Source organism: Chishuiella sp., assembly GCF_032109125.1.
Classification (GTDB): domain Bacteria; phylum Bacteroidota; class Bacteroidia; order Flavobacteriales; family Weeksellaceae; genus Empedobacter.
The window spans coordinates 15,707-30,719 of the sequence record NZ_DAMCLZ010000005.1 but is presented as its reverse complement, the minus strand read 5'-3'; the positions used below and the strand labels follow the sequence as shown (position 1 = coordinate 30,719).

At 29.7% G+C, this 15,013-nt stretch carries 6 protein-coding genes and 3 tRNA genes; 3 read left to right on the top strand and 6 right to left on the bottom strand.

Translation table 11 applies throughout. The annotated features are described in order from the left end of the window. The first annotated feature begins 65 nt into the window (after positions 1-65). The 3 genes from RT575_RS07065 to RT575_RS07055 are packed head-to-tail and all read left to right on the top strand — an operon-like array spanning position 66 to position 8,393. Positions 66-4,514: a phage tail tape measure protein gene (locus RT575_RS07065; protein WP_313579782.1), complete on the top strand. Its 4,449-nt coding sequence runs from the start codon at positions 66-68 to the stop codon at positions 4,512-4,514. Beyond that, positions 4,514-6,613 carry a hypothetical protein gene (locus RT575_RS07060; RefSeq protein WP_313579780.1) on the top strand — a complete coding sequence of 700 codons (2,100 nt, stop codon included), beginning with the start codon at positions 4,514-4,516 and terminating at the stop codon, positions 6,611-6,613. The genes RT575_RS07065 and RT575_RS07060 overlap by 1 nt, the downstream gene beginning before the upstream one ends. Next, a complete protein-coding gene (locus RT575_RS07055; RefSeq protein WP_313579779.1) occupies positions 6,591-8,393 on the top strand; it encodes a hypothetical protein in 1,803 nt (600 codons plus the stop codon). Before RT575_RS07060 ends, RT575_RS07055 begins: the two co-directional genes overlap by 23 nt. 9 nt (positions 8,394-8,402) lie before the next feature. On the opposite strand, the gene RT575_RS07050 is transcribed toward RT575_RS07055, so the two are convergent. The 6 genes from RT575_RS07050 to dnaE form a co-directional block, all read right to left on the bottom strand. Beyond that, on the bottom strand, positions 8,403-9,620 hold the full coding sequence (locus tag RT575_RS07050; RefSeq protein WP_313579777.1) for a tyrosine-type recombinase/integrase: 1,218 nt from the start codon (positions 9,618-9,620) through the stop codon (positions 8,403-8,405). 60 nt (positions 9,621-9,680) lie between these two features. Beyond that, positions 9,681-9,754, bottom strand: a tRNA-Asp gene (locus RT575_RS07045). Between the two features lie 43 nt (positions 9,755-9,797). Further along, positions 9,798-9,871, bottom strand: a tRNA-Asp gene (locus tag RT575_RS07040). Between the two features lie 43 nt (positions 9,872-9,914). Further along, positions 9,915-9,988, bottom strand: a tRNA-Asp gene (locus tag RT575_RS07035). A 127-nt stretch (positions 9,989-10,115) separates the two neighbouring features. Beyond that, positions 10,116-10,433, bottom strand: coding sequence for a thioredoxin (gene trxA, locus RT575_RS07030; protein WP_291101638.1), 318 nt, complete (start codon positions 10,431-10,433; stop codon positions 10,116-10,118). Between the two features lie 110 nt (positions 10,434-10,543). Next, positions 10,544-14,944 carry a DNA polymerase III subunit alpha gene (dnaE, locus tag RT575_RS07025; protein ID WP_114998805.1) on the bottom strand — a complete coding sequence of 1,467 codons (4,401 nt, stop codon included), beginning with the start codon at positions 14,942-14,944 and terminating at the stop codon, positions 10,544-10,546. Between the last annotated feature and the right edge of the window lie 69 nt (positions 14,945-15,013).

Here is a 15,013-nt window from a genome sequence, read left to right as displayed (position 1 = left end):
AAGTAGCTTTTTTTGTGTCAACATTTACCTCCTATTTCTAAGCGATTTTGCAGTAAAACTGCAATATGGCAAACAAAATACATGAAGAAGATATTCGGTTAAATATTTCTGTAAATGGGAATGAAGGACAAAAAGAAATTTTTAATCTTCAAAAAAGAAATAATGAATTAAAAACATCTATTAAAAATGTGCAAGATGAAATGAAAAAATATCGTTCTGCACAATCAAAAAATTCAGATGAATATAAAAATCTTCAATCACAACTTAGTAACTATAATAAAGAATTAGATAATAATAGAAATAAAATCTCTCAATTAACTTCAGCATTAAAAGTTAATGAAATGACAAGTCAACAACTTAAAGCTAGAGCAAAAGAACTTCAATTAGCTTTAAGTAAAATGTTGAATTCTAATGATAGAAATAAATTAAAAGAACAATTAGCAGAAGTTAATGCTCAACTTACTAGAATGAATTCTTTAGGATCTCAACAAAGATCTGCATTTAGTTCTGCTAGTGGATTTTTACAACGCTACCAAACTGTTTTATTATCTATAACGGCCACAATTACTGGACTTACTTATTCTTTTCAAAAATGGATAGATTTTAATGGAAAATTAGCTGACTCAGAAGCTGATGTCATGAAAACAACAGGTTTGACAGCTCAAGAAATTCAACAATTAAATCAACATATTAATAAACTAGATACACGTACTTCCAGAGTTGAATTATTAAAATTAGCAGAAGAAGCAGGTCGACTAGGTAAAGAAGGCTTACAATCTGTAGAAGGATTTATGGTTGTTGCTGATAGGTTAAAAGTTGCATTAGGTGATGATCTTTCTGAATCTCAAATACGTGATGTCGGAAAATTAGTTACTACATATAAAGTAGCTACTGAAACAGGAAAAGATTTTGAAGGATCGATGGAGGCTCTCGGATCTGCTATTAATGAAGTTTCAGCATCTGGAGCTAATCAAGCTAGTTTTTTAGTTGATTACATGAATAGAATGGCTGGAGTAGCTTCTCAGGCTAAAATATCAGCATCTGATAACATTGGTTACGCTGCAACTTTTGATGAAATTGGACAATCTGCAGAAGTATCTTCCACAGCAATGAATAAAGTACTGTTAGACATGTTTAAAGATCCTTCTGAATATGCAAAAATTGCAGGAATGTCATTACAAGATTTTAATAAATTATTAAATACAGATTCCAATGCTGCTATTATCAAATTTTTAGAAGGTTTAAATGGTTCAGAAGCTGGATTACAAGCTATGACTATTAAAATGGACGAATTAGATGCAGGAGGTACACGTGGTGTTGCAGCTTTATCTGCATTAGCTTCTAATGTAGATATTTTAAAAGATAGACAGTTAACTGCTAATATTGCAATGCAAGAAGCAACATCATTGACAAATGAATTTAATATTAAAAATAACAATTTACAGGCAACATTAGATAAAATTAAGAATACAGTACAAAGTTGGTTCACTTCAGATACTTTAGTTTCATGGCTAACAACATGTGTTACTTTATTTGCTAAATTTATTGGAGCAGTTGAAGATACAGATCATCAAACAACATCTTGGAGAAATAATATCATTTTATTATCCAAAATGATTTTAATTTTAGTTTCAGGGTTAGTTTCATATAATACTGCAATTAAATTATATTCTATTTGGACTGCCAGAGCTCAAGCAAATACCATTCTTTACAATCTGCAACTAAAAGTACAAAATGCATTAGCAGCTATTGCTATTATAAGAACAGAAGGATTAGCAATAGCTAAAATGTTATTAGCAGGAAATATAAAAGCTGCAATAGCACAATTAAGATTATTAAATAGTACTTTATCTGCATCTCCATTAGGTGCAGTAACAGCATTAGTTGTAGCATTGGCAGCATCATATGTATTATTAAAAGATAATACAGAATCAGCTAACGATGTAATGTCTGCATCAGTAAAAATTCAAAATGAAGCCTCTGAATCGACTTCTGAGCAAAAAAATAGAATTCAAAATTTATTATCTGTACTTAAAGATGAAAATACATCTTTAGAGCAAAAACAAAGGGCTTTAGAATTATTAAAGAAAATAACAAATGGTTATTTAGACACGTTGACTTTAGAAAACATCACAACAAAAGAAGGAATTTCTTTAATAAAAAGTTACATAAAACATATTGATGATTTAGCAAAAGCAAAAGCTATTGTCGCATATAAAGCTGAATTATATACTGAACAAATAAAAAATAACAATAAAATAGATGCTTTAAAAACAGAGAAAAAAAATACTAAAAGCACAGGTAATGGTTGGGGTTCTGATGGTAAAGCATTTGGATTTGATATAGGAAGAAATCAAAAAGTTATTCAAACAGAAATAGATGATTTAAGTCAAAAAAATAATCAAGTTACAAATCAAATTAATTCACTAAATAATTCCCAAGAAAAACAAATAACAGAAGTTCAAAAACGTTTAGAAAAATCAGGATCTCTTTTAAAAACATTAAATAAAAATAGTAATGAGTATAAACAAACATTACAGAAACAAAAAGCAGATACAGAAATACTTAATTCATTATTAGGATTAGATTTAAATACTGAATCTTCAGCTAAAACGACAGATTTTAATTTATCAAATAACGATAAGGCAAATGAAAAAGCAAGAAAAAAGCAAGAACAAGAAGCTGAAAAACTAAGAAAAGCAGCTGAAAAAGCAGCTGAAAAAGAAAAAAATGATCGTAAAAAATACTTAGATGATTTATTAAAAGATCAACAAAAAAATAATGAAGAGATTTTAAAAATAAAAAGAGATTTACAAGATGCTGAAATAAATTTAATGAATGAAGGTTTTGATAAAGAAATTTCTTTATTAAAATTAAAACATTCAAGAGAAAAAGAAGATTTAGAATCTCAAAAAGTAAATGAATCTACTTTCACTGCATTATCAAATGATAAAGCTAAATATACTTCATTAAAATCTAATTCAAAAGATTCTACATCAATAGCTGAATATGACGCTATTATTAAGAATATAGATACGATGAAAACAACATTTGAAACAAAAAATGCTGAAATAAACAAATTAATTACTCAATCTGAATTAAATTTTTGGGTAGAATTTGGCCATATACAAAGTAAAGCTGATTTAAAATCTTATGATGATTATTTGCAATCAGTAGAAAAACAAAAACAAGAATTAAAATATCAGCAGAATGAAGAATTGTCTTCAATTACTAACTTAGAAACAGGTAAAAATTTACTGAGAAAAACTTTATCTGATAAAGAGCTAAAACGTATTAAAACATTTTCTGAAGTAAAAAAAGCATTAACCAAGCAACAAAGACAAGAAGAATTAGACTTAGAAATTTCATTAGTTCAAGAAGGTATTACTAAACTAAATAATATAATAAATGGTTCTGATATTGACACTTTAGATTTCTCATTACTAAATCCAGATCAACAAAAAGAAATGTTGAAACAATTGGATGAAGTAAAAAATAAGCTAAATGAATTAGGAATAGAGAAATTCAAATTAAGTTCATCTGAAAATGATGAAGAAAATACAAAATCTAAATCATTATTAGCAGGACAAACAGATTTATTAGGAATGTCTGTTGATCAGTGGCAACAATTATATGATAATATATCTGCAGGTAAAATAGGATTACAAGAAATTGTAGCTGTTGTAGGAGCATTACAAAATGCTTTTGGACAATATTATTCCTTTGTAGCTGCTAATGAAAATAGACAATTAGAGAGATTTCAAAAAAATACCGAAAAAAGAAAAACAGACCTTCAGAAACAATTAGATCAAGGTTATATTTCCCAAGCTACTTATAATACTGAAGTAGAAAAATTAGAAGATGCTTATAATAAAAAGAAAGCTGAAGTAGAATATAAACAGGCTAAACGCCAAAAACAAATGGATTTAATTTCATCTGTTACTGGTACAGCTGCAGCAGTTGTAGGAGCTTTAGGTAATAAACCTTGGACTCCAGCCAATTTTGCATTAGCTGGTATAGTTGGTGCAATGGGATTATTTCAAACAGCTTTAATTGCAAAACAACCATTACCATCACAAGGTTATGAAGATGGTTATATTAATATTGAAAGAGCCCAAGATGGAAAAAATTTCAGAGCTAAGAAAGGAGGAATTGCTAAATCTGGTTTAGTAAATAAACCAACACATTTTCTTGCAGGTGAACAAGGACAATTTTTTCCAGAAGTAATAATTTCTGGTCCTGATTGGAAAGGTTTTTCACCAAGTTTAAAATCAGCAGTTATGAATAGTATAAATGGGACTAAATCTCCAGGTTATGAAAATGGAATAAATCCTAATTATGCGTCAATAGATAATTCTCAAATGATTGCTTTATTGTCTGCTAATTATGAAATGTTGAATGAACTAAAAACAAACGGTGTCAAAGCTCATCTTATAAATGATATGAGATTTCAACAAAACATATCTAATGGGCAAAAAAAATATCAACAATTTATATCAAAAACAAAAATGTAATGGCAATAAAACCAGATACAGGATTTTCCGTAGATGATGGAAATGTTGGAGGTAATTCTTATAATTACATTATTAAAATATCACCTTCACAAGTAAATTTTAATTTATCTGATAATACATCTAAAAATAGTAGTATAGCTGTTAATACATATCAAGGAGGTGTAGATCCTAATGCTACTGTTTATAGAATACAATTTAGTTGCTCCACATCTCAGTATGGGTATGATTTATTTGAGATAGATGGTTCTGATGAAATATTACTATCTGGTAGTAGTAATTGGCAAGGTACACCTAAGATAAAAACTAAAGATTTATCTAATGTACCAAATGGATATTATACAGGTTATTTTTCTGTAATAATTTCTGGTAAAAAAGGAAATGATCCATGGTCTACATTAGCATCATCTTCAATTGATGTTAGGTTATCTGTTAATTTACCAACTACTTACAAATTTTCGATTGACAAAAATTCAGATTCAATCCACTATACTAGAAATAACAATATTTCAACATCTAGTAAAATAAACGTAAATAGTGATACAGATTACACCATAAATGGACCTACATATATTTTAGCAAATGGAGAAAAATTACCTAAAACATTTCCAGCTGGAACAAGACAATTAATATTTACAGTTGATGATTCTAATCAACTAGAATATGGTATCAATAGTACTTCACTATCTTTTAGAAAAGTAAATCAGACATTATCTACTTTAATATTAAATATATTACAAACAAATACAGATAAATTAGAAACAGATACAAATACTTTATCATTTTCTCATTTAGAAAGTTTACCTCTTGGAGATTGGCAAAGTATTATAGTTTACACACCAAAACCTATTACTATTTCTAAACCTAATTGGTTAGAAATTACATTAGATACAGAAATATCTAATGTTAAAAGATATTTGATAAGATCTACAACAAAAAATATAGAACTTGAAATAGGTAGCTATTTTGGTGAAATAATATTTAAAGATTCTGATACAGAAGTTAAAATAAATGTTGATTTTGAATTATATAGTTATTGGAATTCAGATTATAATAAAGATATCCATTTTTCAATGGAAAATGAATTATTAAATTTTTCAGCTTATCAAAGAAATGAAAATAATTATTTGAATATAACATTACAAGGATTAGTTTATAACAATACAGGTAAAGTTATCTCAATTAATGAATCCCTTAATTTATATTTTATAAATAATAAAACATCTTTTAATTTGGGAGAATATATTCATGATTATTTTCTACTATATGAAGATCAAATTAATGATTTAAAAATTACCTCTAAAACTGTAGATAAAAAGAAAATGTATGATTTTGCTCGTGTAACTTTAGAAGTTACAGAAATTAATTTTACAACCAAAGAAAATGTTTTTTGGTATTCTATACCCACACAACTATTTATAAAAGGTCATAGGCCGTTAACTTTAACAAATCAAAATATTGGATTTTTAGGTAATCATGTTAATAAGACTTTAAGAGCAACAGTTAATGGAAAAACTATACTATCATATTTATATGATAAATCAGAAGGTATTAAAGTTTATATAAATGGTATTATTCAAGAATTAGACATACCAATTATACAAAATGCTAAACTTTCAATATTTAGTGTTTATATAGACTTTTCTGCAATAAAATGTAATATAGGTGATATGGTTGAATTTCAATTAGGTGTACAGGTTATAAGATACCAAATTTTTCCAGATACTTTAAATTCAAATTTTATATCATTTATTGATTATTGGGGTTTATTAAAAATATTTGAAATTACAGGAGAATATTCTTTTCCTATTTCTATGAATTATACAACTTTTATCCCTAAAAAAAGTACAATAAAAAATGTTGATTCAACAAGAACTAACACCTTAAATATAAATACAGGCGTAATAACAAATGATGATATAGAGATAATTAATGAAATATTATCATCTCCTAAATGTTGGTTTATAAAATCAAATGAAATTATTGAGATAATACCAACAACTGAAAAATTAGAATTATTTGATAGTACAGATGAACTTTACAGCTATGATTTAGAATTTCACATTAACCCAGATACTTATGATAAGAGTTACAGAAATTGATAATCAATTTCATATAGATTTAACAAATAGGCGAATTCAATTTACTGAAGAAAATAATTGGTTTACAGATAGCTTAGTTTCTGCATACACTTTACCTGAAAAATTACCTTATGACATTCATCCGTTTTTTTTAAAATATAAGTCTAATAATGCTGAAGAATATGAAGTTAGATATGATGTAGTAGTAAATTTAAATAATGAAATTTTTTCTGCTAGATTTGAAATTGTGAGTTTAGATAATAATTTCTTTTCATTTTCAATTTTTTATGGTCAAGAAAATTTCCCTAATTGGGATAAAAAATTATCTGATCTTAATTTACCAGATATTAATGTAAGCAATATTAGAAATCATGCTACTGAAATTAATTCTAAATTTTATCCAGAAGTAAATTATTATTTTCCTTGTATACACACAGATCAATATTCAACTGATGATTTAAATTTTGCAAATTTTAAAGGTTCAATCAATTTAAAAGAAAATAATACTTGGTTAGTTAATGAAATAGATACGACGAATAACATTATTTATAATAGAACTATTATTCGTCCATATATGTATTGGTTATATGTATTAGAACAAGTAATAACACAGGCAGGTTACAAACTTGAAGGAGATATTTATAATGTTGATAAATTAAAGAAATTAATTTTAACATCAGGTAAAAAATTTGAATTAAAAGATCGCCCTCAAACAATTGATTGGACTATTGGTTTAGAGAGTTATATTCGTGAAGGTTTCAGAAATAGACTTGGTAAAGGATGGCAATATGGACGATGGGAATCAACTCAGGAAATTAATTTTTTTGGGCAATTTCGTTTAAAAGGCATTATACATAATTGGAACAGAAAACATCATGATGTTAGAGCTTACATCTACTTAGATGATCAATTAATTTGGTCAAAATCTGGTCGAGCTAGTTATAATGTAGATTTTACTTTCAAAACAAAAAAAGGAGGTTCTAAATTAAAATTAATAGCTTATGATTATCAAAGAGATTCTGAAAAAACTGAAATTTTAATTACTCCTATTGAATTATTTGATGATAATGGTAATTTGATAAGTTATACTGTAGATTCTAACATTATTGATTTAAAATTAGCATTACCTGATACAACTCAAGGTACCTTTATTCAAGCGACAATAAATTGGTTTAATGTAGATTTTACTGTAAAAAATAATGGTGTTGTATCAATGAATTTAAAGGAAAAATATTTACGTTCTAAAAAAAATCCAGAAGACTGGACTTTTACAGAGGTGTATGAAAAAGAAAGATCAACAAATTTAGGAGATTCTTATCTTTTAAAATTTAAAAATTCAGATGATGAAAACTATCCATTGATTCAAACTTTTATAAATCAAAATGGATATTATACTGAAAATTTTATTATCAACGATAACACTACTACTATCAACATAGATTCAACTCCATTACCTTTATTAATGAGAAATAATCAAATGTCTGCCTATATATATAAAGATGATGTAAGTAATATATATGCAGTTTTAAGAAATGATAGTACAAATGATAATCAAACAGTTGATATGATAGATTTTCAAACACCATCTATAACTGAAGAATTTTATAAAACATGGATAAGATTTCGTATTAAAACTGTGCAATATTCTTGGGAATTTGAAACAAAAACAAGGTTCTTAGATCCTTTTAATATTAAAAAAGAAAAATATTGTTATGGTAATATCCATTTTGTAAAAAAAATTCAAAGAGATATAGAAAATAATATTGAAGAAGTTAGTGTAGAAACATTAGTTTTAAGATAAAAGTGGGCATTAAAGCCCACTTCCTATTGCATATAGATTAGATAACTTATGAATATGATCATCTTGTTCCATTCCAGTCATGTGAACATAAATTTGGGTAGTAGATATTTTCTTATGCCCTAATAAAACCATTAATTTCACAACATTTCCATTTGTTCGCATGTAATTTGTTGCAAATGTATGGCGTCCAACATGGAACGAAATTTTTTTATTAAATCCAAGTAATAATGCAGCTTCTTTTAAATATTTTAACCAACATTGGTACGAAATTTTTCTATTCCAATCTATTGCTTCAGCAATATCAGAAGCTTCTAATGTTAAAGGTATTCTTAATGGATTCTCGGTTTTTTCTTGCCAAATAACAATATATTTTTTATAAATGTTATCAAGAGAAAAATTATTTAATTCATTCCATCTAAGGCCTGTAAAACAACTAAATAAAAATAACCCTAAACTTTGTTGAGCTCTAAAAGGTAATTGATTTTTATAAAATTCTTGTAATAATAATCTTACTTCAGATATACTTAAATCATTTCTAGTTGAATTGATTTGTTTAGTCTTTACATCTTCTAAATCAATATTAATTTTAATACCTTTTTTAAGAGCTTTTTTAAGATACTTTTTTATAGCTCTAATGTTTCTTGATATAGTATTAGTTTGATTACCTAATGATTTACAATATGCAGTATAGTCCTCAAAAAAAACATCATTGATTTCTTTAAAAATTATTTCTTTTTTCCAATTCTTTAATTTTTTTAAAACATTGAAATAATAGAGATAAGTAGCCTTTTTCAAAAAATCTTTTTCCCTTTCTACTTGTACATCCATAAATACTAAAAAATCAATATTAGCATTAAAATATAAATATTCTTCAACAAATTTTTCAGCAGTTAATATTGAATTGTCTATAGCATATTTATTCTTTATTTGAAGGATTTTTTCTTCAATTTGATCTAATACTGCATTTACATCAATATCTTCAGATACACGAGCATTTAAACGTTGTTTTTTCTTATTCCATTTATTAGGATTAATTAAAACATTTGAAATTGGGATTGTTTCTGATTTTCCAGAGTGAGTTACAAATAGATTTAGTTTTACTTTTCCATCTGTTTTACGCACATGATTGTGCAATTTGAATCGATAATTCATTGGACGAACTTTTTTTCGTGCCAATTTCGTTCCATATACAGGATATCGTTCTTGTATTTTTAGCTTTCGTTCCATTTTCTTTTAATGTTAAATCTTTGGCAATCAATAACATTGAAATTCAACAGAATGAATTTGCGATCCGGACGGGACTCGAACCCGCGACCACTTGCGTGACAGGCAAGTATTCTAACCAACTGAACTACCGGATCAGAAATTATAAAAAATATATTGTGTAAAAGAACTAACTTTTTGCGATCCGGACGGGACTCGAACCCGCGACCACTTGCGTGACAGGCAAGTATTCTAACCAACTGAACTACCGGATCAGAAATTATAAAAAATATATTGTGTAAAAGAACTAACTTTTTGCGATCCGGACGGGACTCGAACCCGCGACCACTTGCGTGACAGGCAAGTATTCTAACCAACTGAACTACCGGATCAAAATCTGTATCGATTTCGGATTGCAAATATAGGGGGTTTTCTGATAAAACCTAAACTTTTTTCAAAAAAAATCTCGGAAATTTTGCATCCGAGATTCTTTTATTTCAAAATCAACGATTTAATTTATTATAAAATCGCGTTTAATTTTTCTACTAATTGCTCTTTTGGAACAACTCCAACAACTTTGTCTACTACTTCTCCGTCTTTGAAGAATAAAATTGTAGGAATGTTGCGGATTCCATATTTCGCAGCAACTTCTTGGTTTGTGTCTACATCAACTTTACCAATAACTGCTTTTCCTTGATATTCTGAAGCAAGCTCTTCCACAACTGGACCAACCATTCTACAAGGACCACACCAAACAGCCCAAAAATCAACCATTGCTGGTTTTCCTGACTCTATAATATCTGATGCAAATGATGCGTCTGTTACTTCTAATGCCATAATCTTATATTTTTTTATCTAATCTTAAGTTTACAAATCTACATAAAATTTTATTCTTGAAAAATTTCGTTCATATTATCTATCAATTATTGAATAGATGAAACGAATAATTAATTCAGTTTGAATGTAATTTCCTGCAATTCATCTAATTCTTTCAACAAATCTCGACAAATGTTAATTTTGATTTTACTTGCTGGTAAATCTAAATTATTCAAATAATCTTTTGGATCAATTAATTGAATTTTTAATAATTTATCTCCTTGATATTTGAACATAATATCTGATAATTTGCTAAATGTTTCTTCCGAAAATTCTGGAACTTCAATCTTCACCGTCATTTTTTCGGCTTGTTTTTCAACAATTTCATTCAACAACAAAATATTTGTGATGTTTTTATACACACGACCTTGCGTTACATTTCCTTCTTTGTCTTTGAATTCTTTTTTCGAGATATTCAATTTCAAATTCAAGAACATATTTTCCTGCATAAAGTGTCTATATTTCATATAATCGCTACCAAAAACCATGATATCCATCGAATCGGTGTAATCACTAAACGTAAAAATACCAAATTCGTTTCCATTTTTGGCAATTCTATGTTGAATATTTGACATCATTCCACAAATTGAAACTTCTTTGTTAACAAAATTATCTTCATTCGCATTGATATCAGAAATACTACAATTTGAAGCCATTTTCAACTCATGTTTGAAATCATCCAAAGGATGCGAAGAAATATAAATTCCAACAACTTCTTTCTCTTTCGACAAACGTTGTAACATATTCCATTTCTCACAATCTGGCAACATCGGAACCACATCTTCTACAACAGAATCACCTCCAAAATCACCAAATAAAGAAGTTTGAGAAGAGTTTTTTTGCTCCTGATAATTTCCTCCATATTTGATTAATTTTTCCAAATTAGTTGTCGTATTATCGATAAAAAAATAACGTCCACGATGAAATTCAAACGAATCAAAACCTCCAGCTAAAACTAAGTTTTCGATTGTTTTTTTGTTCACTGTTCGCAATTCGACACGTTTAACAAAGTCGTATATATCTTTGAACGGACCATTTGCTTCACGTTCAGAAATTATCGAGTTTACTGCGGCTTGCCCAACACCTTTTACAGCTCCCATTCCAAAACGAATTTCATAATTTTCGTTTACGTTAAACTTCGTAATCGATTCATTGATATCTGGACCAAGAACCGCCAATCCCATTCGCTTACACTCTTCCATAAAGAAGGTCACTTGCTTGATATCATTCATATTATTTGAAAGAACAGCCGCCATATATTCTGCTGGATAATGTGCTTTCAGATAAGCTGTTTGATACGCTACCCATGCATAACACGTCGAGTGCGATTTATTGAAGGCATAGGATGCAAAGGCTTCCCAGTCTGTCCAAACTTTTTCTAAAATCTTAGGATCATGCCCTTTTTCTGAAGCTTGCGCAACAAATTTTGGTTTCATTTTATCCAAGACAGCTTTTTGCTTTTTCCCCATTGCTTTACGCAAAACGTCGGCATCACCTTTCGAGAAACCTGCTAATTTTTGCGAAAGCAACATTACTTGCTCCTGATAAACCGTAATTCCGTAGGTTTCTGATAAATATTCTTCCATCGCATCCAAATCGTACTGAATTGGTTCTTCACCATTTTTACGGCGAACAAACGACGGAATATATTCGATAGGCCCAGGACGATAAAGGGCATTCATGGCAATTAAATCCGCGAAAACTGTCGGACGTAAATCCTTCATGTATTTTTGCATTCCGGGTGACTCGTATTGGAAAACCCCAACCGTTTCGCCACGCTGGAAAAGCTCATATGTTTTTTCGTCGTCAATCGGAATTTCATCCGGATTGATTTCGATTCCTGTTCTCGCTTTTACTAATTTGATGGTATCTTTAATCAAGGTTAAGGTTTTCAACCCCAAAAAGTCCATCTTCAATAATCCGGCACTTTCTGCAACCGAGTTATCAAACTGCGTTACATATAAATCTGAATCTTTAGCTGTTGTTACAGGTACGAAATTCGTAATATCATCTGGCGTAATAATTACCCCACACGCGTGAATTCCCGTGTTACGAACAGAACCTTCTAAGATTTTTGCTTGCTGAATAGTTTCCGCAGCTAAATCGTCTCCATTCGATAAACGTTTTAATTCGCTTACAGCATCAAACTCTTCTGGTTTTAAGGCTCCTTTTAATGCAGCTTCATCTAAATTGAAGATTTTAGATAACTTCATATTCGGAATCAAACCTGCAACACGGTTCGCATCAAACAATGGTAAATCCAATACACGCGCCGTATCTTTAATCGAAGATTTCGCCGCCATTGTACCATAAGTGATGATTTGCGCTACTTGATTTGCTCCATATTTATCAATCACATAATCCATTACCAACGATCGACCTTCGTCATCAAAGTCGATATCGATATCGGGCATAGATACACGATCAGGATTTAGGAATCGCTCAAAAAGTAAATCGTACTGAATTGGATCTAAATTGGTAATCCATAAACAATAAGCAACTGCTGATCCTGCCGCCGAACCACGACCTGGACCAACCGATACGCCCATTTTACGCGCCGCAGCAATAAAATCTTGTACAATCAAGAAATAACCAGGATAACCTGTTTTTTCAATTGTGGCTAATTCGAAATCCAAACGTTCTTTAATTTCGTCTGTCAATTCTGGATAACGAATTTTTGCACCTTCGTAGGTTAAATGTTTTAAATAAGCATTCTCACCTCTTTTCCCTCCATCTTCATCATCTTCTGCGTGATGAAATTCTTCGGGAATATCAAATTTTGGAAGTAATACATCTCGATAAAGCGTGTATTCTTCTATTTTATCAACAATTTCTTGAATATTAATAATTGCTTCGGGAATGTCTTGAAACAATTGTTTCATTTCTGCTTCCGACTTAAAATAATATTCTTGATTTGGCAAACCAAAACGGAATCCACGACCACGACCAATTGGCGTTGATTGTTTTTCTGCATCGCGCACACACAACAAAATATCGTGTGCATTCGAATCGTCTTGATTGATATAATACGTATTATTTGTCGCAACAACTTTTACATTGTGTTTACGCGCAAACGCAAGCAAAGTCTGATTAACACGATCTTCATCTTCTTGTCCGTGGCGCATCAATTCGATGTAAAAATCATCACCAAACTGCTCTTTCCACCAAAGTAAAGCTTCTTCGGCTTGCTTTTCACCAAGATTCAAAATTTTGTTTGGAACTTCACCTTGTAAGTTTCCAGACAAAACAATTAAATCTTCTTTATATTCTTCAATAATCGCTTTATCAATTCGAGGCACGTAGTAAAACCCATCAGTATAAGCCTTCGATGCCATTTTTGCTAAATGATGATAACCATTTTTGTTCTTTGCAAAAATTACAATTTGATAGCCATTATCCTTTTTTGTTTTGTCTAAATGATTTTCACAAACAAAGAATTCGGAACCAATAATAGGTTTTAAGATAACTTCCGTTGGTTCTGCTCCGTCAGCAATTAACTCTTCATTCTTTACTTTTGCAGCTTTATTATGATTTTGTACTTCTGCATTAAAATGAAAAGCTCCCATCATATTTCCATGATCGGTAATTGCAACTGCAGTCATTTTATTTTTTGCCGCAGCACTCACCAAATCGTTTACAGAAATAGTCGATTGAAGAATTGAAAATTGTGTGTGATTATGTAAATGTGCAAATTTTGCTTTCTCGAATTGTGCTAAAACTTCTTCCGAAATATCAATAACCTCATCTCCTCCATCTTCTTTGGCTTTAATTTTCGCAATTTCTTGTGAAGCTTTTTTAAGATTTACGTGATTTAGTCCAACTGGCTGAATATTTGTTTCATTAATTGCATTAAATCGAACAAAATATTCATCTTCAACTTCTAACTCGTTTTTTGTAAAAATACCTTTACGAATCAACTCGAAAAAACAACGCGTAGTTGCCTCCACATCGGCAGTTGCGTTATGCGCTTCGCCAAACGAAACACCAAAAAGATATTGATGCAATTCCGTTAACGTTGGTAATTTGTAACGACCTCCACGACCTCCAGGAAGTTTCAATAACTCAGCAGTCACCTCGGTACAGGTATCCAAAACAGGTTTTTCGGCTAAATTATTTTCATAATTCAGACGATAAAATTCGGCTCCCATAATGTTAATATCGAAACCTAAATTTTGTCCAACAATAAATTTAGCTTTACCTAAAGCTTCGTTGAATTTATCTAAAACTTCTTTTAATGGAACACCTTTTTCGGTTGCTAAATCAGTTGAAATTCCGTGAATACGTTCAGAATCATACGGAATATCAAAACCATCTGGACGCACCAAATAATCTTGATGTTCAATAATTTGCCCCATTTCATCGTGCAATTGCCAAGCGATTTGTATACAACGCGGCCAGTTGTCGGAGTCAGAAATCGGCGCATTCCAATCTTTCGGAAGACCAGTTGTCTCTGTATCGTATATTAAGTACATTGAGTTTTCGTTTGAATCTGTAAATTTACGAAATCTTAGCAGAAGATTTTCTTAAGATAAGTTAAGAAT

Bases quoted from the DNA above. Each gene is read 5' to 3' on its own strand.
- RT575_RS07065 (WP_313579782.1), top strand. From the start codon at position 66: ATGGCAAACAAAATACATGAAGAAGATATTCGGTTAAATATTTCTGTA.
- RT575_RS07060 (WP_313579780.1), top strand. From the start codon at position 4,514: ATGGCAATAAAACCAGATACAGGATTTTCCGTAGATGATGGAAATGTT.
- RT575_RS07055 (WP_313579779.1), top strand. From the start codon at position 6,591: ATGATAAGAGTTACAGAAATTGATAATCAATTTCATATAGATTTAACA.
- RT575_RS07050 (WP_313579777.1), bottom strand. From the start codon at position 9,620: ATGGAACGAAAGCTAAAAATACAAGAACGATATCCTGTATATGGAACG.
- trxA (WP_291101638.1), bottom strand. From the start codon at position 10,433: ATGGCATTAGAAGTAACAGACGCATCATTTGCATCAGATATTATAGAG.
- dnaE (WP_114998805.1), bottom strand. From the start codon at position 14,944: ATGTACTTAATATACGATACAGAGACAACTGGTCTTCCGAAAGATTGG.